Source organism: Enterobacter cloacae complex sp. ESBL7 (genome assembly GCF_041679625.1).
Classification (GTDB): Bacteria; Pseudomonadota; Gammaproteobacteria; order Enterobacterales; family Enterobacteriaceae; genus Enterobacter; species Enterobacter asburiae_B.
Genome location: NZ_JBGORN010000001.1, coordinates 2,059,066 through 2,083,610 on the forward strand (window position 1 = coordinate 2,059,066; position 24,545 = coordinate 2,083,610).

At 52.7% G+C, this 24,545-nt stretch carries 26 protein-coding genes; 7 read left to right on the forward strand and 19 right to left on the reverse strand.

Going from position 1 to position 24,545, the window contains the following annotated elements; genetic code table 11:
- Positions 1-3: 3 nt before the first annotated feature.
- Positions 4-576: a spore coat protein U domain-containing protein gene (locus ACERY3_RS10035; protein WP_023312260.1), complete on the reverse strand. Its 573-nt coding sequence runs from the start codon at positions 574-576 to the stop codon at positions 4-6.
- 429 nt (positions 577-1,005) lie between these two features.
- Here ACERY3_RS10035 and ACERY3_RS10040 point away from each other — a divergent pair, with 429 nt between their 5' ends.
- Positions 1,006-2,271: a dicarboxylate/amino acid:cation symporter gene (locus ACERY3_RS10040; protein ID WP_033145875.1), complete on the forward strand. Its 1,266-nt coding sequence runs from the start codon at positions 1,006-1,008 to the stop codon at positions 2,269-2,271.
- Positions 2,272-2,375: 104 nt separating this feature from the next.
- Here ACERY3_RS10040 and cheW read toward each other — a convergent pair whose 3' ends face one another.
- The 6 genes from cheW to flhD form a co-directional block, all read right to left on the reverse strand.
- On the reverse strand, positions 2,376-2,879 hold the full coding sequence (cheW, locus tag ACERY3_RS10045) for a chemotaxis protein CheW (protein ID WP_023312262.1): 504 nt from the start codon (positions 2,877-2,879) through the stop codon (positions 2,376-2,378).
- A gap of 19 nt (positions 2,880-2,898) precedes the next feature.
- Positions 2,899-4,935 (reverse strand): chemotaxis protein CheA, encoded by a 2,037-nt coding sequence (cheA, locus tag ACERY3_RS10050; RefSeq protein ID WP_373225534.1) that lies wholly within the window; start codon positions 4,933-4,935, stop codon positions 2,899-2,901.
- A 4-nt stretch (positions 4,936-4,939) separates the two neighbouring features.
- Positions 4,940-5,869 (reverse strand): flagellar motor protein MotB, encoded by a 930-nt coding sequence (motB, locus tag ACERY3_RS10055; protein ID WP_032658606.1) that lies wholly within the window; start codon positions 5,867-5,869, stop codon positions 4,940-4,942.
- Complete coding sequence (motA, locus tag ACERY3_RS10060; protein ID WP_008500417.1) at positions 5,866-6,753, reverse strand: flagellar motor stator protein MotA; 888 nt, start codon at positions 6,751-6,753, stop codon at positions 5,866-5,868. The genes motB and motA overlap by 4 nt, the downstream gene beginning before the upstream one ends.
- Before the next feature lie 123 nt (positions 6,754-6,876).
- Positions 6,877-7,455 (reverse strand): flagellar transcriptional regulator FlhC, encoded by a 579-nt coding sequence (flhC, locus tag ACERY3_RS10065; RefSeq protein ID WP_013096051.1) that lies wholly within the window; start codon positions 7,453-7,455, stop codon positions 6,877-6,879.
- A 2-nt stretch (positions 7,456-7,457) separates the two neighbouring features.
- Positions 7,458-7,808 (reverse strand): flagellar transcriptional regulator FlhD, encoded by a 351-nt coding sequence (gene flhD / locus ACERY3_RS10070; protein ID WP_008500415.1) that lies wholly within the window; start codon positions 7,806-7,808, stop codon positions 7,458-7,460.
- A gap of 794 nt (positions 7,809-8,602) precedes the next feature.
- Here flhD and uspC point away from each other — a divergent pair.
- Positions 8,603-9,031, forward strand: coding sequence for a universal stress protein UspC (gene uspC, locus ACERY3_RS10075; protein ID WP_373225535.1), 429 nt, complete (start codon positions 8,603-8,605; stop codon positions 9,029-9,031).
- 15 nt (positions 9,032-9,046) lie between these two features.
- On the opposite strand, the gene otsA is transcribed toward uspC, so the two are convergent.
- The 5 genes from otsA to araF form a co-directional block, all read right to left on the reverse strand.
- Positions 9,047-10,471: an alpha,alpha-trehalose-phosphate synthase gene (gene otsA, locus ACERY3_RS10080; protein ID WP_033145879.1), complete on the reverse strand. Its 1,425-nt coding sequence runs from the start codon at positions 10,469-10,471 to the stop codon at positions 9,047-9,049.
- Complete coding sequence (gene otsB, locus ACERY3_RS10085; protein WP_033145880.1) at positions 10,446-11,249, reverse strand: trehalose-phosphatase; 804 nt, start codon at positions 11,247-11,249, stop codon at positions 10,446-10,448. Before otsB ends, otsA begins: the two co-directional genes overlap by 26 nt.
- Before the next feature lie 176 nt (positions 11,250-11,425).
- Complete coding sequence (araH, locus tag ACERY3_RS10090; protein WP_029742191.1) at positions 11,426-12,412, reverse strand: L-arabinose ABC transporter permease AraH; 987 nt, start codon at positions 12,410-12,412, stop codon at positions 11,426-11,428.
- Between the two features lie 14 nt (positions 12,413-12,426).
- Positions 12,427-13,941: an L-arabinose ABC transporter ATP-binding protein AraG gene (gene araG / locus ACERY3_RS10095; protein ID WP_029742192.1), complete on the reverse strand. Its 1,515-nt coding sequence runs from the start codon at positions 13,939-13,941 to the stop codon at positions 12,427-12,429.
- A gap of 71 nt (positions 13,942-14,012) precedes the next feature.
- Positions 14,013-15,002: an arabinose ABC transporter substrate-binding protein AraF gene (gene araF, locus ACERY3_RS10100; RefSeq protein WP_003859687.1), complete on the reverse strand. Its 990-nt coding sequence runs from the start codon at positions 15,000-15,002 to the stop codon at positions 14,013-14,015.
- 787 nt (positions 15,003-15,789) lie between these two features.
- Here araF and ACERY3_RS10105 point away from each other — a divergent pair.
- Together ACERY3_RS10105 and ACERY3_RS10110 are read left to right on the forward strand one after the other, a co-directional pair.
- Positions 15,790-16,293 (forward strand): non-heme ferritin-like protein, encoded by a 504-nt coding sequence (locus tag ACERY3_RS10105; protein ID WP_262770469.1) that lies wholly within the window; start codon positions 15,790-15,792, stop codon positions 16,291-16,293.
- A 156-nt stretch (positions 16,294-16,449) separates the two neighbouring features.
- The gene (locus ACERY3_RS10110) at positions 16,450-17,793 is read left to right on the forward strand and encodes an anaerobic C4-dicarboxylate transporter (RefSeq protein WP_373225536.1); all 1,344 of its coding nucleotides are present in this window, start codon (positions 16,450-16,452) and stop codon (positions 17,791-17,793) included.
- A gap of 42 nt (positions 17,794-17,835) precedes the next feature.
- On the opposite strand, the gene ACERY3_RS10115 is transcribed toward ACERY3_RS10110, so the two are convergent.
- Positions 17,836-18,087 (reverse strand): DUF2766 family protein, encoded by a 252-nt coding sequence (locus ACERY3_RS10115; RefSeq protein WP_008500405.1) that lies wholly within the window; start codon positions 18,085-18,087, stop codon positions 17,836-17,838.
- 108 nt (positions 18,088-18,195) lie between these two features.
- Complete coding sequence (gene azuC, locus ACERY3_RS10120) at positions 18,196-18,279, reverse strand: stress response protein AzuC (protein WP_014884364.1); 84 nt, start codon at positions 18,277-18,279, stop codon at positions 18,196-18,198.
- A gap of 234 nt (positions 18,280-18,513) precedes the next feature.
- Here azuC and yecR point away from each other — a divergent pair, with 234 nt between their 5' ends.
- Together yecR and ftnA are read left to right on the forward strand one after the other, a co-directional pair.
- The gene (gene yecR, locus ACERY3_RS10125) at positions 18,514-18,852 is read left to right on the forward strand and encodes a YecR family lipoprotein (protein WP_023336145.1); all 339 of its coding nucleotides are present in this window, start codon (positions 18,514-18,516) and stop codon (positions 18,850-18,852) included.
- A 204-nt stretch (positions 18,853-19,056) separates the two neighbouring features.
- Positions 19,057-19,554, forward strand: a complete 498-nt coding sequence (gene ftnA, locus ACERY3_RS10130) for a non-heme ferritin (RefSeq protein WP_023336146.1) — start codon at positions 19,057-19,059, stop codon at positions 19,552-19,554.
- A 36-nt stretch (positions 19,555-19,590) separates the two neighbouring features.
- Here ftnA and ACERY3_RS10135 read toward each other — a convergent pair whose 3' ends face one another.
- Positions 19,591-19,932 (reverse strand): hypothetical protein, encoded by a 342-nt coding sequence (locus ACERY3_RS10135; RefSeq protein WP_045404419.1) that lies wholly within the window; start codon positions 19,930-19,932, stop codon positions 19,591-19,593.
- A gap of 229 nt (positions 19,933-20,161) precedes the next feature.
- Between ACERY3_RS10135 and tyrP the strand changes: the two genes are divergently transcribed.
- Positions 20,162-21,373 carry a tyrosine transporter TyrP gene (gene tyrP / locus ACERY3_RS10140; RefSeq protein WP_373225537.1) on the forward strand — a complete coding sequence of 404 codons (1,212 nt, stop codon included), beginning with the start codon at positions 20,162-20,164 and terminating at the stop codon, positions 21,371-21,373.
- Positions 21,374-21,493: 120 nt separating this feature from the next.
- On the opposite strand, the gene ACERY3_RS10145 is transcribed toward tyrP, so the two are convergent.
- The 4 genes from ACERY3_RS10145 to ACERY3_RS10160 are packed head-to-tail and all read right to left on the reverse strand — an operon-like array spanning position 21,494 to position 24,389.
- Positions 21,494-22,867 carry a hypothetical protein gene (locus ACERY3_RS10145; protein WP_262770467.1) on the reverse strand — a complete coding sequence of 458 codons (1,374 nt, stop codon included), beginning with the start codon at positions 22,865-22,867 and terminating at the stop codon, positions 21,494-21,496.
- A complete protein-coding gene (locus ACERY3_RS10150; RefSeq protein ID WP_097534707.1) occupies positions 22,867-23,124 on the reverse strand; it encodes a PAAR domain-containing protein in 258 nt (85 codons plus the stop codon). Before ACERY3_RS10150 ends, ACERY3_RS10145 begins: the two co-directional genes overlap by 1 nt.
- A complete protein-coding gene (locus ACERY3_RS10155; protein ID WP_262770465.1) occupies positions 23,124-23,876 on the reverse strand; it encodes a hypothetical protein in 753 nt (250 codons plus the stop codon). Before ACERY3_RS10155 ends, ACERY3_RS10150 begins: the two co-directional genes overlap by 1 nt.
- A gap of 3 nt (positions 23,877-23,879) precedes the next feature.
- Positions 23,880-24,389, reverse strand: coding sequence for a hypothetical protein (locus ACERY3_RS10160; RefSeq protein WP_373225538.1), 510 nt, complete (start codon positions 24,387-24,389; stop codon positions 23,880-23,882).
- Positions 24,390-24,545 lie beyond the last annotated feature (156 nt).

Sequence of the window (24,545 nt, forward strand, 5' to 3'; positions counted from 1 at the left end):
GGACTAGTAGGTGACGCTGACGTTAATCGTGTCGGTGTAGGTTCCCGGAACGACCGTCACGCTGTTACCGCCGCCGGTAATCCGTCCGTAGAGGGTGTAACTGTCCACCCCTCCGGCCGTAGACGCGATCGGCAGCGCGGCGTTATTGGCAATCACGGTGTTAAACCCGCTGTCGCTGTACAGGCTGTAAGCCACGCCCTGTGCCGCGTTGGCCGTATTCACCAGATAGCGTTCAGGCGTGCCCGGCGAACCGACAACCGAGCCGGGCGCGGTGGAGTGGGTATTACCGGTGATCGCGACCGTATAGCTGGCGGTCGTACATTGAATGGTGAAGGTGTTTCCGCCGCTGGCGCCGCTCAGCTGCGTCGTAAGCGTGGAAAAGGTTGCCGGATGGGTACCGAAATCGAGCGTACCGAAGTTAATACCACTCTGCGCGGGCGAGCCGTTTATCAGACACCCGTTTGTCAGCGTCAGCGTTGCACCGATGGTGCCGCTGCTGGTGACGGCCAGCGCCTGATGGGCCGTTGTCGCAGCCAGTAAGGTGCCTGCGCAGATCAAAAGAAGTTTTCTTTTCATTTACCCCCCTCCAGAAGACGTCTCCGTTCCCTTGCCACATTTTATTTTTGTCGTTCAAGATGTTAGCCCCGCTTAACGTTCCTCTGAGGGGGTTATTGAGAATTTAGTTTACGGATATCGCTTCGACCACCCGACCCTTAACGCATAAGGCATATGTCTTATTGACTCAACTTTCTTATAAATAACAGAAGGTTAAATTAATTCAGGCAGCGATTTTATTCTATTCGGGGAGAATATATCCATTAAAGTGTGACGGCGATCACAATATATCGTCAGCACATTAACAACAAAATTAATAAAAATTAAAAAGGAGTTGTATCCCCCTACACTTTGCGTCAATTTATGTGCCGAATAATTTCCCGCATCGTAATAAAAAATTTATATGTATCGACGCGGGCCACATCTGAAGCGCATAGAGGATCTTTTTTCGTGGCAAGTGCAAACAAACTCACACTCTTCATCGTGATATTCATGCTGGCGGGTATTCTTTCAGGGGCAGCAATTCATGAGTATGCATCTGCGGATGCCATCAAAGCCTGGTCGGATAATATTACCCTTCTGACCGATATTTTCCTCCGTCTGATCAAAATGGTCATTGCACCCTTGGTCTTCAGCACGCTCACCGTCGGCATTATGAAGCTGGGCGAAACCTCCACCATTGGCCGCGTTGGCGGCAAAGCGATGGTGTGGTTTATCAGCTCATCCGTGCTCTCTATTCTGGTTGGCCTGTTCATCGTCACGCTGGAGCATCCGGGAAGCGGTCTGAACCTGACGGTCCCGACAGAAGCGGTGGATACCGGCCTGGCCGTGGGCGGCATGACGCTGAAAGCGTTCCTGTCACACACCATTCCGACCAGTATCGCGGGGGCGATGTCGAACAATGAGATCCTGCAGATTGTGGTGTTCTCAATGTTCTTCGGCATCGGCGGCGCGTCGCTGGGGCAGAAATTCAACGCGCCGCTGGTGGCCGCGCTGGATGTGGTTTCCCACATTATGCTGAAGGTAACGGGTTACGTGATGTACGTTGCTCCGCTGGCCATTTTCGCGGCGATTTCATCCGTCATTGCCACGCAGGGTCTCGGCATTCTGCTGAACTACGCCTCCTTTATTGGCGGCTACTATGTTGCCATTCTTCTCACCTGCATGGTGCTGCTGGCCGTGGGTTACATGGTGCTGAAAAAAGAGGTGTTTCGCCTGGTCAGCATGCTGAAAGATCCGGTCCTGGTGGCCTTTACCACCAGCAGCTCTGAAGCCGCCTACCCGAAAACGCTGGAACAGCTGGAGCGCTTCGGCTGCTCGCGCAACATCGCCTCTTTCGTTCTGCCGATTGGCTACTCCTTCAACCTGGTGGGTTCGATGGTGTACTGCTCTTTCGCCTCGATGTTTATCGCTCAGGCGTACAACATTCACCTGAGCTTCTCTGAAGTGACGGTGCTGATGCTGACCCTGATGCTGGCGTCGAAAGGGATTGCCGGCGTACCGCGTTCTTCACTGGTGGTGCTGGCAGCAACCATTCCGAGCTTTAATATTCCGGTGGCGGGTATTCTGCTGCTGATGGGGATCGACCACTTCCTGGACATGGGCCGTTCCGCAATTAACGTGCTGGGGAATGGTATTGCGACCGCGATGCTGTCACAGAATGAAGGCGCGCGGGAAGCGGAAGCTGAAGCCGAGCTGGTAAAGCAGGAAGCGTAAGGTGAAAAAAAGGGTGAGGCCTGATTCCCTCACCCCTGCCCTCCCCCACAGGGAGAGGGAGCAAACACAAAAAACGGCAACCTGGGTTGCCGTTTTGCATTTACCTACGCTACGTGACTCGCGGCGATATCCAGCAGCGCCATCTCATCGCTGTTCAGCAGCTTCTCGATGTTCACCAGAATCAGCATACGCTCGCCGAGCGCGCCCAGGCCGGTCAGGTATTCGGTCGACAGCGTGACCGCAAACTCCGGCGCAGGACGAATTTGGTCAGAGGTCAGGGAAAGCACATCAGATACGCCGTCCACCACGATACCTACCACGCGCTGCCCCAGATTCAGAACGATCACCACGGTGTTGTCGTCGTAGTCAACGTCGCCCTGGCTGAACTTCACGCGCAGGTCCACGATTGGCACAATGACGCCACGCAGGTTGGTGACACCTTTAATAAAAGCAGGCGTGTTAGCGATGCGGGTAACCTGGTCGTAACCACGGATTTCCTGCACTTTCAGGATATCGATGCCGTACTCCTCATCGCCTAAAGTGAATACCAGGAATTCCTGCCCTGATGGCTCGCCCGCCAGTTTCGTTACATTACTCATACCGGTCATGTTATTACCTTCTACTTAATCAGGCGGCTGTGTACGCCACACGTTGTTCACGATTTAATCCCTGAAGCGCCGACACATCGACGATCAGCGCCACGCTACCATCACCCAGAATGGTGGCGGCAGAAATACCCGGCACTTTGCGGTAGTTGCTTTCGAGGTTCTTCACTACCACCTGGTGCTGACCAATCAGCTGATCGACCAGCAGCGCGTAGCGACGGCCCGCGCTTTGCAGGATCACAACGATGCCCTGCGTGGCCTCTGTCTTCGCCCCGTCCACTTCGAACACTTTCCACAGCTCAACCAGCGGCAGGTATTCGCCGCGCACTTCGAGGACGCGCTCGCCGCCCGCCAGAGGATGCAGATCTTCTTCACGCGGCTGCAGGGATTCCATGACGGCGTTCAGCGGCAGGATAAAGACTTCGTCCGCCACTTTAACTGACATGCCGTCGAGGATCGCCAGCGTCAGCGGCAGCAGGATGCGAATGGTGGTGCCGGAACCCTGTTTAGACTGGATCTCAACGTGGCCGCCCATCTCCTGGATGTTACGTTTCACCACGTCCATGCCCACACCGCGTCCGGACACGTCGGTCACCTGCTCCGCGGTAGAAAAGCCCGGCGCAAAGATCAGCATGCCCACTTCTTCATCGGTCATGTTTTCATTGACCGCCATCCCCTGCGAAATCGCTTTTGCCAGGATGCGCTCGCGGTTAAGACCCGCGCCATCATCGGTCACTTCGATGCAGATATTCCCGCCCTGGTGTTCCGCAGAGAGGATCAGGTTGCCGACCGGGGATTTCCCGGCGGCAATGCGGTTTTCCGGCAGTTCGATACCGTGGTCGAGGCTGTTACGCACCAGGTGCGTTAACGGGTCGATAATGCGCTCGATCAGGCTCTTATCCAGTTCGGTTGAGCTGCCCATCAGGGTCAGTTCAATCTGTTTATTCAGCTTGCTGGCAAGGTCGCGCACCAGACGCGGGAAGCGGCTGAAGACATATTCCATCGGCATCATACGGATGGACATGACAGATTCCTGCAGGTCGCGGGCGTTACGCTGCAGCTGACCCATGCTGGTGATCAGATCGCCGTGCGTGACCGGGTCCAGTTCGTTAGAACGCTGGGCCAGCATCGACTGGGTGATCACCAGTTCGCCAACCAGGTTAATCAGCTGGTCGACCTTCTCAACGGCAACGCGGATACTGGTTGACTCGCTGGAGCGGGCGGCAGGTTTCTCAGCACGGCCAGGTGCCGCGGCCTCTTTTGGCACTGCCTTCAGCGCCGGAGCCGCAGGAGCCACAGCCGGTGCGGCGGCCTGAGGGACAACGGCCACCTCTTCCGCAGCGGCAGGGGCGTCAACCGCGGCCGTTTCGGTTTCGAAGGCGATCTGGTCAGCTTCAATCACAAAGCACAGTACCGCCACGATATCGTCCTGCCCAATACCGTCATCAAGCGTCGCGGCAAGGCTGTCTTTGCCTTTTACCACGTTGCTTAACTTCGCCAGGTTACCCAGCTCTTCTTCCAGCAGGTTAACTTCACTCTCTTTAAGGCGTGACAGCACAACGCGCAGTTTGCCCGCTTGTGCAGCGGCTGGCGCGGCCTCGTCGGCAGCAACCGCATCGACAACGCTCAGTTTCGCCGCAGGGACAACGGCTGCAGCGACCTCACCTTTTGCTTCCAGGGCGAGCTGGCGCAGCGCATTGCAGATGTATTCAAAGCTGGCGGCATCAGGCTCTGCCGAACTTTTATAGGCGTCGAGCTGTTCCTGCATAATATCTTTGGTTTCCAAAAACAGGTTGATAATGTCGGTATTGAGCTGCATCTCACCGCGTCGTGCTTCATCAAGCAGGTTTTCCATTAAATGGGTCGTTTCCTGCAGGATGGTAAATCCAAACGTTCCGGCTCCGCCTTTAATAGAGTGCGCCGCACGGAAGATGGCATTGAGCTGCTCGGAGTCCGGTGCTTCGGGCACCAAATCGAGCAAGTGTTGCTCCATATCGGCCAACAATTCGTCGGCTTCATCAAAGAATGTCTGGTAAAAATCGCTAATATCCATGCTCACGCTATCACCTCGGATTGGCTGGTGGCGATGTTGGAACGGCAGCCGAAGGAACGGCCCCAGGCTGTTTTAAATCGTCCAGTGACTCATTCTGACTTTCGGCGTTTTCATGCAGGATGGCCTGCTCCGCCTGCTGGTTCAGCACTAAAAGACTGATACGACGGTTGATGGCATCATCCGGCCCGCGATCGGAAACGCGCATGGTTGCGGCCATGCCGACTACGCGCAGTACCTTGCCATCATCAAGCCCACCTACCACCAGCTCGCGACGCGAGGCGTTGGCACGATCGGCAGAAAGCTCCCAGTTGCTGTATCCCTTCTCCCCACTGGCGTACGGGAAATCATCCGTGTGTCCTGACAGGCTGATTCGGTTAGGAATGCCGTTCAGCACCGGTGCAATGGCACGCAGAATGTCGCGCATGTACGGTTCGACTTCCGCACTTCCGGTTTTAAACATTGGGCGGTTCTGGCTGTCGATAATCTGAATACGCAGCCCTTCCTGCACCAGGTCGATCTTCAGATGCGGGCGCAGCGCGCGCAGCTTCGGATCCGCCTCAATCAGCTGATCGAGATCGCCACGCAGTTTCTTCAGACGCGCCTGCTCCATCTTTCTTTTCAGCTCGTCGATGTTCGGCTCTTTTTTCACCTCACCCTTCTGCTGGGTGTAATCATCGCCGCCGCCCGGGATCGGGCTTTCGCTGTTAGAGATACGCGGCCCACCGGCCACCGCCGTTGCCAGCGGCGTACGGAAATATTCGGCAATCTGGATCAGTTCTTTTGGGCTGGAGATGGAGATCAGCCACATCACCAGAAAGAACGCCATCATTGCGGTCATAAAGTCGGCGTACGCAATTTTCCACGAGCCGTGTGCGCCATGCCCGCCGCCCTTGTGCTTGCGTTTTTTTACGATGACGATCGGATGGGACTGGTTTTTCATGCGTCCTCAGTTGTCGTCTGTTGGTTTGGGTTTTTCACCGCACGCACGTGTTCTTCAAGCTCGATAAACGACGGACGCTCGCTGGAGTAAAGCGTTTTACGGCCAAACTCAACCGCGATCGGTGGCGCGTAACCGTTGAGGTTAGAGAGCAGCGTGATCTTCACGCACTGCATCATTTTGGTGGTTTCCGCGCTCTTCTGGCGCAGAACGCTCGCCAGCGGAGAGATGAAGCCGTACGCCAGCAAAATACCGAGGAAAGTCCCCACCATCGCATGGGCAATCAGCGCGCCCAGCTCGGCTGCCGGACGGTCTGCCGAGGCCAGGGCGTGAACCACGCCCATTACCGCGGCAACGATACCGAATGCCGGAAGCGAGTCGCCGACCAGCGCCAGGCTGTTGGCCGGCACTTCAGATTCGCTTTCGTGGGTTTCGATCTCTTCGTCCATCAGCGCTTCGATTTCGAAGGTGTTCATGTTGCCGCTGATGATGAGTCGCAGATAGTCGACGATGAAATCCAGCATCATGGCATCAGCAAGAATTCGCGGATAGCTGGCAAAAATTTCGCTCTCTTTCGGGTTTTCAATATCCCGTTCAAGCGAGAACATGCCCTGCTGACGCGACTTCGCCATCAGGCGATAGAGCAGTGCCAGCAGATCCATATACATGCTTTTGGTGTATTTCGAGCGACGGAACAGCAACGGAATCGCTTTCAGCGTGCCCTTGATCGATTTACCGTTGTTACCAACGATAAAAGCCCCTACCCCTGCACCGCCGATGATAATAAGTTCAGCCGGTTGATAGAGTGCTCCAAGGTGCCCGCCGGTCATCATGTAACCGCCGAAAACTGTACCGAGAACTACCAGGTAACCTAATAAGATAAGCACGACATCATCCTTCCGCTAGTGACTATGGCAAGGACGTCCAGCTCGCAGCGTTTACCGTTTGCGGGGTAAAAAAAAGCAGCGGTAATTGCTTACCGCTGCTGGAATCTTTCCCACACGTTCGGGTTAAACAGCTTGTTCGATCTGTTCATCCAGCAGTTGTGGAATAATATCGGCAGCATCCCGGGAAAGTTTACGTCTTTTTACTGCGCGGGATGGAGGCTGACATAAACTACAGGCGAAGCTGCCTGCAGGTTGATGAGCATGGGTAATAAAATTGCCGTCGCAGCAGTTGCAGCGCGACAGTTCAAGCATTCCGCTCTCAACAAAACGCACCAGCGTCCATGCGCGGGTCAGCGCCAGCAGAGGGCCTTCTTCCTGCTGTGGGCATTGTTCAAGGTAAAGTTTGTACGCTTTGATCACGGCGTCAACGCCGCTACACAAACCGGTTTTGAGAAGATACTGCCAGGCATTACAGAACATGGAAGCATGAATATTCTGCTCCCACGTCATAAACCAGTCGGTAGAAAACGGCAGCATGCCTTTCGGCGGGGGACTACCACGTAACTCTTTGTACAGTTTGATGAGACGACCACGGCTCAGCTGAGTCTCGCTTTCCAGCATTTGTAAACGAGCACCCAGTGTAATCAGCTCCATGGCCAACTGTATGTCACGCGCTTCCTGAACAATGCTTTTCTCGCTCATTGCTAGGCCCTTTTCTTACGGGCTACGTCATCAGGCTGGCTGATTTCGTTAAGCAAGCGAGTGGAAAGAAGAATACCGGTATGGATCTGTTGAAGATCGTCCACACGGGATTCCTGCGTCAGACGCGTTATTGTCTGTGAATCATCGAAACGGAACTGGCAAACCAGTTGATTCGTTTCAGCCAGTTTAACCATCTGCGGGAGGGTTAAGCCGCCCAGCATGGTTGCCATTTCTTCGTTAATACCCAGACGAAACATCGCGGACGCCTTGTCCTGACTAATCAAACGCTGCGCGAGCAGTAAATACGACAAATTGATGTCATAGATATGTTTTAGCAACTCGGATGTATGCATTGTTCCCATCCCGAATAACCAACTATTATTTTTATGCGGAAAGACCGCACCCCGTGATGTCGCCGGGAAATCACCCGGTATAAAAAAGAAAAGGCTAAATGCATAGTTGAATTTAGGTTTGTATTCACTGAAACCGTAAGAGAGAAACCGCGAATGCGTCTCTTACATGATTTATCATTTCTTACAAATAACTAAGATTTTTCCTAATTCGACGCAAACTCTACTCGTCAGTTTTGACACATACAATCCAGCCACCCTCAAATTTAAAAAAAATGTGATCCACGTCACACAATTTAAGTGAATATGACCCATAAATCCATCAGTATGACTTGTAATTTGGTCAAAATTTAGCCAATCGGTACTGTTTTGTATTCTTAATTGACGAATACTCATGCAGAAGGGTGATCCAAACTGGCATGCAACGTGCTTTTCATGCCGTAAGCGCCGCGCGGAAACATTTACATCAGGCCCCTCTCCTGGAAACATTTTTCTTACCGTGAAAAAACATATAGTTATGCAGATAGCACAAAAAAGATGTTTCAGGACGTGATCATTCGAAATGAGTTTGTAAAGGGTCAAAACGATTTAACAGTCAATGCGTGAATTTGTGTGATTTACGTTAAGTTGTTAATTTTTTTCATTTAGGCGCGTTTTTCAGTTATTCTTCTTATAAGAATAATTAATGAATAATTATGATAAGCTTCACACTAATGTCGTAATCTGCTCTTGCAGAACCGGAGATTTCGCGGTAAAGGTGGTTAAACGCTGTCTTTCAGACATCTAAGGAGTGCGCCATGAGTTACTCCCATCTTCTTGTTTCCGTTGCAGTTTCCCCCGAAAGCCATCAGCTCGTCGCCCGGGCAGTTTCCATTGCCAGACCCCACAATGCCCGCATCAGCCTCATCACCCTCGCCGCAGAGCCGGAGATGTATAATCAGCTGGCAGCCCCCATGCTGGAGGATATTCGCGAGGTTCTGCAGGAAGAAACGCAGCAATTTCTGCACGAATTAGTGGAAAAGGCACAATATCCTGTTTATGAAACTGTTATTGCGACCGGGGAACTTAACGCCCATATTCTCGATATGTGTCGCAGACAAAATATAGATTTAGTGATTTGCGGGAACCATAACCACAGCTTTTTATCGCGGGCAGCCTGCGCGGCGAAATCTATTGTCGCGTCGAGCCAGGTCGATGTGCTGCTAGTGCCGCTTGGGGGGCATTAGCCCCCCAGCAGTAAATCAGGCGAGTTTAGGGAAGGTCGCGATCTTTTTTTGCAGATCGCCTTCATGGCTTTGCGGAGCGATATTCCGGAGATCCTGAATAAAACGCGCCTGCCAGTGGTTAATATCGTTCTTTCGGATCGTCTCCATCATGTCAGCATGGCGGGAAATACGTTCCGTGAGCGGCATTGTCAGGGCGCGATTCAGCGCGTTCGCCACGTCATCCCTGTCATAAGGGTTAACGATGAGCGCCGACGTGAGCTCATTTGCGGCTCCGGCAAACTGGGAAAGCACCAGAACACCCGGGTCGGCAGGATCCTGGGCCGCCACATACTCTTTCGCCACCAGATTCATCCCGTCGCGCAGCGGCGTGACCAGCCCAACGTCCGCATAGCGGAAGACCTTCATCAGGATCTTACGGTCAAAGTGTTGATTCAGGTAAAACAGCGGCGTCCAGCCCAGCTGCCCGTAGCGGCCATTAATGCGCCCTGCTTCTGTCTCCAGCTGGTGGCGAATATCCTGATAGGCCTGAACCTCACCGCGCGACGTCGGCGCAATCTGGGTATAGCGAATTTTCCCGTGATGCTGCGGGTATTTATCCAGCAGCGTTTCATACGCCAGGAAGCGTTCCGGCAGCCCTTTGGAATAATCAAGGCGCTCAACCGAGAAGATATTTTTCACGTGCTTGAGTTCATTCTTAAGCTGCGCCAGCTTCGGCGGCAGCGGGCCAGAAGCCTGCTCCGCGATTTCGTCAGGTTCAATCCCTATTGGATAGACCTCGGTGTGGAAAGTTTTCCCCCACGCCGTATGGGTTTTCCCGCCTTTGGTCACCAGACGCGCTTTGCCAGACACGGAGTCAAGGAACGCGAGGCGGTCATTTTCGGTCTGGAAGCCCAGCAAATCGTAATCACACAGCGCCTCCAGCAGCTCTTCATGCGGCGGCAGCGCGGTAAAAATTTCCGGCGTCGGGAAAGGAATGTGCAGGAAGAAGCCAATCCGGTTATTCACCCCCCTCTTTCGCAGCTCTCTCGCGAAGGGCAGCAGGTGATAATCGTGGATCCATAAAATATCGTCTTCCTCTATTAATGGCAGCAGTTTATCCGCCAGCAGCGCATTTACGCGCGAGTAGCCTTCGAAGGATTCACGCTGGAATTTGACCAGGTCAAGACGATAGTGGAACGCAGGCCACAGGACGGCATTTGAGAACTGCGAGTAATACTCGTCATAGTCTTTCTCTTTCAATGCAAATGAAGCCCACGTAATGTTTCCGCGCGTCACCTTATTGAGCGGTTTCTCTTCTTCACTGATTTCTCCACTCCAGCCAAACCACAGCCCGCCAGCGGCTTTTAAGGCACCTAACACCCCTACCGCCAGGCCACCCGCGCTGGCTTTTTTATCATCCGGCGGTGCGATTCGGTTAGAGACGACGACTAAGCGACCCATAATGGTTTCCCCCTTTGCTTTGCGCTATTTGTTGTTGTTGCTGGTTAGCGATGTCAGATATCCACTGCCAGACGCTGGCGACATCCGCCAGTCGCCATTCGGCAACGGTGTCACCAGGCCCCACCTTGACGGCGATCCCTCCGGCCTGATTCACCACGCGAAACCCGGCCTCGTCGGTCAGGTCATCCCCAATGAAAACGGGCGTTCGCCCTTTAAAAGGCGGCGACGCCATAAACGCGGCGATGGCCGCGCCCTTATTAATCCCTTTCGGTTTTAACTCCACGACGCATTTGCCGGGCTGCAACGCCAGCTGTGGATGGGCATCCGCTACCGTCTGAGCCAGCGCAAGCACGGCCTCCTCATGCTGCGGCGCCTGACGATAATGCAGGGCAAAGGCCATGCCTTTGGCTTCCAGCTCGGTGCCAGGCAGCGCTTCCAGCGCAGCAGAAAGCTGCTTCTGGAGCGTTTGCGTGAGTGCGTCAGGGAGTGAAACGATATGCGTGTGATCATGGATGTCGCGGCGCTCCGCTCCGTGTACACCGGCCAGCGGAAAGTGGTAAGGACTGGCGAGCGTATCCAGCTCGGCCATTGAGCGCCCTGATATCAATGCCAGTGCTCCCTCATTCATGAGCGAGAGCTGATGCAAATCCTGTAACACCGCATCCGGAATAGACACCTGGTCAGGGTGCGGTTTTATCCCGGCGAGCGTGCCGTCGAGATCGAAAAAGAAAGCATAGTGTCCGGGCAGTACAGGCGGTGCGGTTAACATGTCAGCCACCCTTTTCCTCCTTACGGTTTACGAGAGGTAAACGCCTTTACCTCTTTCATAGCCATGTAAGTATAGACAGTGTGACGTCGCTCGCCATTTGACAACCGCCCCGCCAGTTTTACTGGCGGGGCGGTTAAGGGGTCAACTATGGTTATAAGTTGAGCAATAAAAGACGGGAAAACGGGTTACAGGGTACGCTTCGCTTTTTGCTTGTAACGGTCGAAAATCACCGCTGCCAGCAGGATCAGACCACGAACCACGTACTGCGAGAACGGCGAAATGTTCAGCAGGTTCATGGCGTTCTCCACCGTGCCTAAAATCAGGATACCGGCCACCACATATGAGATTTTTCCGATGCCGCCCTTGAGGGAAACGCCCCCTAAAACGCAGGCCGAAATGACGATCAGCTCGTAGCCAATAGAGGTCATCGGCTGGCCGCTGGTCATACGCGAAGCCAGGATAATCCCCGCGGCGGCAGAAACCAGCCCTGAGAGCACGAAGATAATAATCTTGGTTCGCACCACCGGTACCCCGGCCAGACGGGCGGCCTCTTCGTTACCGCCAATCGCCAGCGTATTGCGGCCAAAGGTGGTCCGGTTGAGCAGGAAGCCGAACAGGATCAGGCAGGCCACGGTCAGCCAGATTGGCGCAGGCAGCCCCAGCCAGTTGGCGTAACCCAGCGTAAAGAAGCGCTCGTCTTCAATCCCCACCGCTTTACCGTCGGAGATGATATAGGCCAGCCCGCGGACAATTTGCATTGTCGCAAGCGTGGTGATCAGGGCGTTAATCTTCAGGCGTGCGATAACAAAACCGTTCACCAGACCGCTGATGACGCCGAGTAGCAGACCGGCGAGAACGCCAATCCACAGGCTCTCTGTCATGTTGATCACCACTGCCGTCGTGACGCCCGCACAGGCAATCACCGACGCCACCGACAGGTCAAAATCGCCGGAGGCCAGGCAGAACAGCATCCCGCAGGCCACCATCCCGGACATGGAAATGGCCAGCCCCAGCCCCTTCATATTAATGAAGGTGGCAAAGTTAGGAACAAAGATCGCGCAGGCGAGGAACAGCGCGGCAAAGACCACCAGCATGCCGTACTGATCCCAGATACGTCCAAAACTCAGCGCCGACTTCGACTTCGGCGCTCCGGATGTAGTAACAGAGGACATCATTAACTCCTTACTCAGGCGACAGCCTGGCTGACTTTAGGCATGGCGAGGTTCAACGCCTGTTGTTCATTCGCCTGTTCATGAAGTAATTCACCGGCAATTTCGCCTTCACGCATCACCACAATGCGGTCGGCCACGCCAAGCACCTCCGGCAGATCGCTGGAGGCGAAGAGCACCGCCACGCCGCGTTTTGCCAGCTCATAGATCACGTTATAAATCTCGTGTTTTGCCCCCACATCGATACCGCGCGTCGGCTCATCCAGCAAAATGACCTTCATATCTTCCGACAGCCAGCGGCCTAAAATCGCCTTCTGCTGGTTTCCGCCTGACAGATTCATGATCAGCTGTTCCGGACCCGGCGTTTTAATATTCAGCGAGCGAATATGGTGGTCGGCGTTGCTCGACTCCCAGCCATCGTTTATCAGGCAGCCTGCGCGAATAAACTTGCGGCGAGCGGAAATATTGATGTTGTCGCGTACCGAATGTACCGGAATAATCCCCTCGGCTTTACGGTCTTCCGGGCAGAGCATCATGCCCGCCCTGATCGCGTGGGCTGGTTTCTGGATATCGACCCGTTCACCATCAATAGAAACCTGCCCATCGGTAATACGGGTACCGCCGAACAGGCCTTTCATCAATTCACTGCGCCCCGCACCCACCAGACCAAACAGGCCGACAATTTCGCCGCTGCGAACGGATAACGAAATCGGCGTGCGCACGCCCGGCGCTTTGACGCTGTCCAGGCGCAGGCGTTCAGGGCCGTACTGACGCGGCTGCCAGTGATAAATATCACCCAGCTCGCGTCCGACCATCGCCTGAACAAGCTGATCATGGTTAACCTGCTGCATGTCGGTAAAGGTGCGGACATAGCGCCCGTCTTTAAAGACGGTGATGGCGTCGCTCAGGGCAAATATCTCTTCCATGCGGTGCGAGACATACAAAATCGTACGGCCTTCCTGACGCAATTCGCGGATCACGCGGAACAGATTTTCAATTTCACGCGCAGAGAGCGAACTGGTGGGCTCATCGAAGGCGATAATTCTGGCGTTACGCGCCAGCGCCTTGGCAATTTCAACCATCTGCCACTGGCCGATGGAGAGATATTTCAGCGGCGTCTGGGGATCGACGTCCAGACCCAGGTGTTTAAGCTGCAGCCCCGCTTCATAATTAAGTAGCGAACGATTTACCACGCCGCCTTTGTGCGGGAGCTGTCCTAAATAGATGTTTTCCGCCACGGTCATCTCGGGAATGAGATGCAGCTCCTGATAGATGATCGCCACCCCGGCATTGAGCGCCGCCGTGGTATCGGCAAACGCCACCTCTTCGCCGCGAATGGCCAGCGTGCCGGTCGTAGGCGCGTAGTTGCCGCTGAGGATCTTCAACAGCGTGGATTTCCCCGCGCCGTTTTCCCCCATCAGGGCGTGAACCTGGCCGGCATAGCAGTCGAAGCTGATATCGGTCAGCGCGTTAACACCGGGAAAAGTTTTCCCGATGCCGCGAAAAGAGAGATACGGATCAGACTGTCGCATAACGTCTCCGTGATTCCTGTAGTGTGTACGTCTGGCCCCTCACGATGCATGAGGGGCACAATCACAGCGTATTACTTACCGCCCAGCCCTTTTTTCGCCAGCTCCTCTTTGAAGTTGTCGCGGGTAATCAGCACCACGTCGGTCACTTCGGTAAATTTCGGCGGTTCGGCCCCTTTGGTTACCCAGTTGTAGAGCATCTCACTGGATTTGTAGCCGTGAACGTCCGGGCTCGGCAGAAGAGAACCGTAGAAGCCGGTAGCCTGCGCTTTGGACAGCTCGCTGACGGCGTCAACGCCGTTGATGCCAATCCCGATAACGTCAGGCGCTTTGAAGCCCTGGCCTTCCGTCGCGCGCACCCCGCCCAGCACGGTGTTGTCGTTCATGCCGACCACCAGCCAGTGTTTGACCTCCGGATGCTGGACCAGCATAGAGTTCGCGGCGTCGAAAGCGCCCGGGATATCGTTGGATTTGGTTGGGACTTTATAGATCTGTTTTTCCGGGAAGCCGGCCGCTTTCAGCGCATCCATTGAACCGGTAGTACGACGACGAGCGGTGTCCAGCTCGTCAGCCGTGATAGCCATTACCGCGGTCTCTTTGACATCCCAGCCGCGCTTTTGCATCTCTTTATAGAGTTCCTGGCCCTGGCGTTCGCCGATTTTGGTCGCCGCCATCATGACCAGCGGGACGGTGTCCATCGGCTTGCCTTTGGCGTTAACGAACTGATCGTCAACCGCGATGACCTTCATATCGTAACCGCGCGCTTTCGCCGCGATTGCCGATCCCAGCTTTGGATCCGGAGTACAGATAACGAAACCTTTTGCACCGCTGGCCGCCAGGCTGTCGATGGCGTTCAGGGTTTTTTCGCCGTCAGGCACGGCGATTTTAATGACTTCAAAACCTAAATCTTTCCCGGCTTTATCTGCGAATTTCCACTCAGTCTGGAACCAGGGCTCTTCGGGCTGTTTTACCAAAAAACCGAGTTTTAAATTCTCAGCGATAGCGGATTGTGACATAACGGCAGCCAGACCGATGGCCGCCAGCGCTTTAGTAAATTTGTGCATGGTAAACTCCAGCTTTAGCAATCTTTTCTGTAGGGAATAAGTGCGTGCTTCTTATTTAATCGGACTTAAAACAAGGCATTAGCGCTTACCTCGTCATAAGCGTTATTGCTGGTGATAGTTTTAGCGGGAAATTAATCATCCATAAGAGAGCCCCATCACACCGCAGAATTACAGTAATTGCGTACATAAATTCAGCGAAAAATGACATAAAAAAGGCAGGATTTGTCAGACAAATGGGAGAGGACTAAGCAGAATTATCCATAAGATTAGCCAAGATATCCCTGATGCCTCTCAGCGGGCAAAACGGCACCTGGCGTTAAGGGGTTCAACATGTTTTTCATCACGAATGTACAACGCACCTGAAAAAACGTTATTCCGCAGAATTTGATTTAGCGCAATTTTATTGACACATCATATATTCGAAATGATTAATCCGTATTTTTACTTTTCCCGGAGTAATATTCCAGCTTAATATTTTCGAAAGAGTAACAGTGTGTCATCACGATAAAAATCGTTAATTATTAGTCCATTAAGTCACATTAAATTCATGGCGAGCTAATTGTAGTTCTGTACTATATTAAACTTTGTAATGTATGGTAAATATAGTCTGATTAAGAGTTTTCTTAGACCCAATACAAGGGTATGCTTATTTATATCGAACACAGGAAGTGAATTTCGGTCGACTTCGGTCACGGCAGAATGTCTATTTCTGCTCTTCTCTTCGTATTTGCCTGGCGCTCAGGTTACGCAACGGACATCACGTCCCACAGTCAATAAGGATATGAGTATGGCTACCCAAACGATGATGCAAAAACTAAACGCGCAGATGAACCTTGAGTTCTACGCCTCGAATCTGCACCTTCACTTAAGCGCGTGGTGTGCCAAGAATAGTCTTACGGGGTCTGCCACATTCTTTCGCTCTCAGGCGCAAAGTAACGTCACCCACATGATGCGTGTCTTTAACTTCCTGAAAGCCGCAGGGGCAAATCCTGTCGTTAAAGCCCTTGATGGGATCAACGAAAACTACTCTTGCCTGGAAGAACTGTTTCAGAAAACGCTTGAAGAGTACGAGCAACGCTGCAGCACGCTCAGCAAACTTGCCGATGAAGCCAAAGCGCAGCAGGATATTACGACGCTCAAATTCTTACGCGATATGGACAAAGAGCAGCAGCAGGATGGCATGCTGCTGAAGACGCTGGCGGATGAGATCCATAATGCGCAGCAGGCGGGTTTATGTCCTGAGCAAACCGACCGTCATCTGCTCGACATTGTGGCGGTGCAGCACCACTGAGTTTTTGGCCTGCTTCCGTCCCAGGGAGCAGGCCCCCCTCCCATCTCCAACCTTCTGCTTTTGCTGAAATTTAACAAATCAGATCTGGCTCCCAATGATTAACCACACAACGTGTGATGATTTATTTAGTTACATAATCATTGACGAGGGAGCATCATGATCACCATTGAGTTTGTTGTCATTCTCCTCTGCCTGCTGACGGGTACGCGTTTCGGCGGTATGGGGCTTGGGTTAATCAGCGGTATTGGTCTTTTTATTTTATGTTTTGTCTTTGGTCTGCAACCGGGTAAACCGCCGGTTGACGTTATGCTGACCATCCTTGCGGTGATTGGCTGTGCGGCTACGCTGCAGACTGCGGGCGGCCTCAACGTCATGATGCAGTTTGCTGAACGCCTGCTGCGCAAACACCCGCAGCACATCACCCTGCTCGCCCCTTTCACCACCTGGATGCTGACCTTTCTGTGCGGCACCGGCCATGTGGTCTACACCATGTTCCCCATCATCGCGGATATCGCCCTGAAAAAAGGGATCCGCCCCGAGCGCCCCATGGCCGTGGCGTCGGTGGCATCTCAGATGGCGATTACGGCTTCCCCCGTTTCCGTTGCCGTTGTGTCGCTGGTGTCTATCCTGGCGGCCCAGCATGGGATCGGCCACGCGTGGGGGATCCTGGAAATTCTCGCCGTGTCGGTTCCCGCTTCGCTCTTCGGCGTAGCCATTGCGGCCCTGTGGAGTTTACGCCGTGGGAAGGATTTGGCTGACGACATAGAGTTTCAGGAAAAGCTGAAAGATCCTAAGCAGCGCGAGTTTATCTACGGCGGTACGGAGACGTTAATGAATCAGCGTTTCCCTAAACAGGCCTACTGGTCCACGTGGATTTTCTTTGCCGGTATTGCCGTGGTCGTTTTGCTGGGGGCATTCCCGGAATTGCGCCCCGCCTTTGAGGTGAAAGGCAAAATGACGGCGCTGTCGATGAACCTTGTCATTCAGATGATGATGTTAATTGCGGGCGCCGTGATGCTGATGGGCTGTAAGGTCAATGCGTCGGCCATTTCCAACGGCGCGGTGTTCAAGGCCGGTATGGTCGCGATCTTCTCGGTGTTCGGCGTGGCGTGGATGAGCGATACCTTTTTCCAGGCGCATCTCGACGAGTTAAAGCTGGCGCTGGAAGGCGTGGTGAAGAGCCACCCGTGGACGTATGCCATTGTGCTGTTTTTGGTGTCAAAACTGGTGAACAGCCAGGCGGCTGCGCTGACGGCTGTTGCGCCTATGGGCCTCATGCTGGGCATCGACCCGAAAATGCTGATCGCCTTTTTCCCGGCGTCCTACGGCTATTTTGTCCTGCCGACCTATCCCAGTGATTTGGCCTGCATCGGCTTTGACCGTTCAGGCACCACCCGCATCGGCAAATTTATCATCAACCACAGCTTTATTCTGCCTGGGCTGATTGGAGTAAGCTGCGCGTGCGCGGCGAGCTATCTGCTGGTCCAGACGTTTTTCTAACCGCTTCAAAGGGCGACACGTGCCGTCGCCCCTTTCCCTGTTTTAGTGGGACTCACCCTGCGGCGTGAATCGCAGCTCAATCAGCGCGATAGCTTTCTGGATCGCACGAAGCGTAACCGGGTCAGCGGCAGCAGGATGGCTGGCGAAATCGATGTTTTTCAGCTGCGTAGACATCTTCTCGCGCACTTCAACCGGCGCAATCACGTCCAGAACATCAAGGATTTGTTTGATAACCAGCTGACAGGCGACAACGTCAGAGACCAGTTCCTGATCGGCGCTCAGGTTTTGTGACATGGGCTTTCTCCTTATTTAAAGGCCGCCATAGTAGCAAAACACGTCCCCTGACATCTTCCCTTCATCACCTGCAGGTACAAAAAAACCCGCCGAAGCAGGTTTTTTTTATCAGAACATGGCGCCTGGCGGCACGTCTTTGAACGTGCGGCAGTAATTGGCCCACATGCTTTTCAGGATTTTGCGCAGTTTCACGATGATGCTCCATTAACTTGTTATACAACTTTATTGTCAACGTGCTTATAATATGACCATTATCACAAAAATCAATCATTTTGTGATGCCTATCACATTTTTATAAGGGGTTGGCCTGATAGCACTCCCCTCTGACCCGTTGCGAAGAGTGAGGGCAGATTGTCCGGCTATTCCAGGCATTGCAGCGGGCATCTGCGGGTACGATAAGATATTTCCATCCACTCAGAGCGAACCATGAAAAGAGTCATTGTAGCCGGCACAATCCTGCTGCTCGCGGGGTGTAGTATCAACCGCCAGGCTGAAGTCAGCAGCCTCGACGCGCCGAACGGCATCGTCCGCCTCGATTACGGCCAGGCAGCGCTGCAAAATGCGTATTCCGATGAGTATGTGAATAACGGCACGGCGGCAAAAGCGTGTCAGAGCATGGGGTATGCCACCGCCTCAGCCTATGGTCAGCCTATCAAAACCTGTACCCTGACGAGCGGCTCTTTGTGCCTGAACGAGAGCGTGACTATCCAGTATAAATGTATGGGTTACGCCGTTAACCCTAAGTCAAATAATCCCTGGTATTAATCAACGCTGCCAGCGCTTGCTGGCAGTATATTTCATTACGAACAAAAACAATTCTCATTAATAAATTATAAAAATCGCCAATGCGTTTTATTCCCATTCGTATTTTAAATAAATAAAATAAAAATTTTACGTTTTGCAAATAATTAAATAACAAATTATAGTGTCGCTCATTGTGAACCAGAAATAATAATCCGGAGCGTCACCATGCTGAAAACTGAAATGATCGACAAGCTCAACGCACAAATGAACCTTGAGCTTTTTTCATCCCTGCTCTACCAGCAGATGAGCGCCTGGTGCAGCTACCACAGCTTCGAAGGTGCGGCCGCGTTTCTGCGTCGTCACGCTCAGGAAGAGATGACCCACATGCAGCGTCTGTTTGATTATCTTACGGATACGGGCAGCCTGCCGCGCATTGAAACCGTGACGTCCCCCTTTGCCGAGTATAATTCTCTCGATGAACTGTTCCGCGCCACCTACGAGCACGAGCAGCTGATCACGCAGAAAATTAACGAACTGGTTCATGCCGCAATGACCAGCCAGGATTACCCAACCTTTAATTTCCTGCAGTGGTACGTCGCTGAACAACATGAAGAAGAGAAGCTGTTTAAATCCGTGCTGGATAAATTATCTCTGGTGGGTAAATCCGGCGAAGGTCTTTACTTTATTGATAAAGAACTTTCCACTCTCGATACGCAGAATTAATTTTAGCGCGGTGCTGGTTTCCGGCACCGCGTTAATTTACATACACCCGGCGCAGCTGGTGCAGCGCCAGTCATGAGGATTCACCGCCTGGTAAAAATAGCGGTAGCTGGACGTCTCCAGCGGAATACCCACCTCGAAGAACATATCCGTTAACCAGTCGACATTCTCAACGATCCATTCATCTTCCTGTAAGCCTTGCGCAAAGGTTTCGTCTTCAGGATCGATAACCGAATAGATTGCCCAGGTGCCCATATCCTTTTCACGGCGGGACTCGGGAAGTATCAGGGGCTGGTTCTGCCAGCTGATTATCCAGTGGCCATGGCACAACAGGTTGCCTCCCCGGCTCCATGCCGCAGTAAAGGGATTCTCCCCAGCCATAAAACCCTCACTTAATTTGATAATTTATATTTATTGTTTACGTTACGCCGGAATGTCGCCTGGCAACATTGCCCTTATGAAGTAGGCCTGCGCCTAAAAAGGGTCAGAGCGGCAGCAGTGCGTAAATAATTCATTACACTACTTGTAACGGTGATTTGACGAGTTACGGCTTTTCCCTTACTCTGCGCCGCAGATTTTGTCGCGGTTAAGCATCGTTGTAGAGGAAAGCGTGAAAAACAGAACCCTGGGAAGTATTTTTATCGTCGCCGGAACGACGATTGGCGCAGGAATGCTGGCAATGCCCCTGGCAGCTGCGGGCGTGGGATTTGGCATGACCCTGCTGCTGCTGGGTATGCTCTGGGCGCTGATGTGCTACACCGCCCTGCTGCTGCTTGAGGTTTACCAGCACGTGCCCGCCGACACCGGTCTGGGTTCGCTTGCGGCGCGCTATCTGGGACGCTACGGCCAGTGGATAACCGGCTTTAGCATGATGTTCCTGATGTACGCCCTGACCGCCGCCTATATCAGCGGCGCCGGGGAGCTCATCGCCTCAAGCGTCAACGACTGGTTTGGCTCTGACATCACCCCAGCGACGGGGGCTATCTTCTTTGCGCTCATCGGCGGCGGCGTGGTCTGCGTTGGGACATCGCTGGTCGATCTGTTTAACCGTTTTCTGTTCAGCGCCAAAATTCTCTTCCTGATTATCATGCTGGTGCTACTGGCGCCGCACGTGCACAAGGTCAACCTGCTGACGCTGCCGCTGGAAAAAGGGCTGGCGCTCTCCGCGATCCCGGTCATTTTCACCTCGTTTGGCTTCCACGGCAGCGTGCCGAGCATCGTCAGCTATATGAACGGTGATATCCGCAAGCTGCGCCGCGTCTTTGTTATCGGCAGCGCGATCCCGCTGATCGCCTATATTTTCTGGCAGCTGGTGACGCTGGGCAGCATTGACTCTTCAACCTTTATTGGGCTGATGGCGCAACATGCTGGCCTGAACGGTTTTTTGCTGGCGCTGCGCGAGGTCGTCACCTCCCCGCACGTGGAGCTGGCGGTACACCTGTTTGCCGACCTGGCGCTGGCAACCTCGTTCCTGGGCGTGGCGCTCGGCCTGTTTGATTATCTGGCCGACCTGTTCCAGCGTCGCAATACCGCGGCCGGACGGTTACAGACGGGGGCCATCACCTTCCTGCCGCCGCTCGCTTTTGCGCTGTTTTACCCACGCGGGTTTGTGATGGCGCTGGGCTACGCAGGGGTGGCGCTCTCTATCCTGGCCCTGCTGCTCCCTTCCCTGCTGGCGTGGAAGAGCCGCCAGCAGCATCCTCAGCAGGGATATCGCGTGGCGGGAGGAAAACCGCTGCTGAGCGTTGTGTTTGGCTGTGGGGTGGTGATTATTCTGGTGCAGGCGTTGATTGCAGCCGGGATGCTGCCGGAAGTGGGATAAAAAAGGGTTTAAGGGGAAACTACCCGCTTTCATAGGGATCGATTCCCCTTTTAAAAATCCCTTATATCCTGATCATAACCATCCATTATTCTGTCGTTAAAATCATTGGTTCATTCATCATCACATCCCCATGTGCTCATAAGCTTTGTCACCATAATACCAGGTAAACAATGCCCCCATCCCAATGAATAAACCTATTACCAGAACAGCCATTATAGTTATAAACCAGCCGGATAACGTTTTGCCGTCGTCACCAGCGCTGGCAATGCTTAACATCAATCCAAAAAAGAACATCAGACCGCCGATCCCGCCAACTTCCCACGGCAACGTATATCTTTTTTCTTCGGGATAATCTGGTTGGCAGGTTAACCGGGAGGATAGCGCGGCCATGGCAAAATGGTTCTGTTCGGACACGGCCACAAGCTGATCGCCCTGCCCGTACATAACCGCATCAGCGGCCAGCGTCAGCATCAGCCACTGATAACCGGCAGAGCCCTCACCGAGCGATGCTTCAAGCTCCAGCCTGTCAGGCACCACTTTGTACTCATCCAGCACTTCCAGCAGCGGATACTTCTCTGTGCGGGATAACCCGGTATACCAGAGTTGCTTAGGCTTGCTGACGGTTTCTGTCCTCAGGTACACGGGCACTTTGCTTTCTACGTCTGTGACACCCGTCATCGGCTGATAAAAATAAACCGGTTTTTCTCCTTCTGTTTTGACGTAGTCGTTCGTGAAGAGAAGTGCCGTAACATTTTCCATCTGTTTAGACGCTTCTTCGTCAGAATGCAGATCGACACAGATAAGCAGCCGTTCTACGACGTAGCTTTTCGCCAGCTTTATCCATTCCGTGACTTGCGTATAGTCCGGGCATTCAGGTAAAAAAGTGATTTTCTTTGTCGCGATCGCAGAACGTTTAAGCACGCGCCGGAGTTCATCGCTACAGGATTCATCCCCGCCTCGAACCCACACCAGCACTTCAATCTGCTGGTACCGAGAAAGTTTCCCAGCCATGGGCTCCAGAACGAGGGATATTGCCTGCCCGGCTCTCGTGAAATCGAAGGATGCTTCCAGTTCGATTTTCAACGGCATTTTAGCGGCCAGCGGAAACTCTCCCTCCAGTTTCAGCATACTCAGCGCCAGTTCTTTCGTTGCCTTTGGAGGAGTCAGAACGGACCAGCCTGCCAGGGTAATGTTGCCCCTGGCGTAGCTGACAACCTTGTATTCCTGTTCGGCCGCAATCAGCAACCGCGTTTCCATGTAGTGCCTCATGACGTGATACCCGATAGAACACACCTGAACGAACCCCGTCAAAAAAACAACTGGAATAACCACGGACTGGGCAAAAAAATCGAGATCGACATGTTTATTACCCGGCCAGGTGACAGCCCGGACGGCCAGGCAGATAACCAAGACGACCACATATAAGAGACATATCCACCAATAGGGATATTTCTCGTCAAATTCATTCTGTTTTGAGAATAACCACCAGTTCATCAAACAGCCCCCGCAGTGGGGAGCGTGGTGCGGATGGCACAACCGCATGCCGCTTTACAGCCATCCACGACCACGCCGCGGCCGTTCATCGTCCAGGTCGGGTGGCATTCGTTGATAGGGAACGTTCCTTTGTGCTCAGGGCACATAACCAGATCGTTTTTCAGGGCCACAGGTTTTCCCATAAAGTCCGCGCCGGACGCTTTAATCACTTTTCCACCGCTCATCAGCGGGTCATTGAGTCGAATTACGCCATTCATCAGTTTCTCTTCCTTCCTGCGTCCATATCGCAGCGCATGTGATCCCAGCCGGTATAGCCTTTTACATCCGGAACTTTATCGGGCAGACCCTGATATTTTTTCATTTCTTTTAAGCCTGTTTGGTCTAACTCACCATTCGTTATATAGAGCGTTCCCCATGACCAATCGCTGAATGATTTAGGCATTTGTAAAGGCTTATAATTTGTATCTAAACCAATATCGATATAATCTTTGCTTTTAAAGCCGGAATCATCGAATGGCTTAGATGACATATAAATGAAGTTACGTTGATTTTTGTTTCCTCCATCATACGGCTTAATGACCAAATAGCCTTGATTATTAATAACTGTAAATGAAATAGCGTTTTGCTGATCAGGATGAACAGACTGATTAGACCACGCCCTCAATCTGATTTCTAAACTTTCTGGCGCAAACACAGCTATTTGCCAGTTTTTCCCATAGTCTTTTGAAATGATAAATTCCGATACGTTTTTTGTCGGCACGGCAATATATTTTTCTGATGGGTGAATATATGTTTTAGAAAAAATTTGATAAAAGTGACTCACAGGCTTGGTATGAATGCCCCGTTTTGTATCCGTATACCAGAGTTCCCCTTCGCAGTCCCAGCCTTTCAGTTCCAGATAACGATGATCATCAAAACGGTAAACCACCTGTGTTGGCGGTTCTGAAGCCTTACAAGCCGCCGCAAATAAAACAGCAGTAGTAATAATCCCTACACATAATTCTTTCATGAGTTATTTCCCCACGTCCATGTCACAACGCATATGGTCCCAACCGGTGTAGCCTTTCACTTCCGGCACTTTGTCGGGCAGGTCCTGATAATTGGCCTCACGGCGCATAACCTTTCCCTGTAAACCTTCCTTCGTAAAATAAACCATCCCCCAGGACCATCCTGGGGCATCTGGCGTAATTTCATCCATTTCACCATTGTCTAAACGATATTGAATCCCCGGCCCGCCCGGCAAAATTCGCGGATCATCAAACGGTTTTGACGACATATACAGCCGGTGTTTGGTCTCTAAAAATCCCTGATCGTTGATGACGGTGAAGGAATGAACATCATCGTATGGAGGTGAAGAATCACCGTTAGGCTCATTTTCTCCAGGAGAGAATGTTGAAGGAAACCAGGTTTGCCCATAATCTTTCGAAATCATAGAGCCGGGAGAATCCCAAGTGGGAATTGCAATATAACGCTCAGAGGGATGAATAAATTTTCGGGTAAATATCCGATAAAATTGACTCACAGGCTCGGTATGAATGCCCCGTTTTGTATGAGCCTGTCAGTAATTCTGTGTAACTGCCACTGTGTTAAAGGTGATCGCTCAGGCGGTCACCGAACTCGATAATAAAACGACTCATTGCCAGCCGCCAGTTCTGGATCGGCATACTCCATTTTTTTG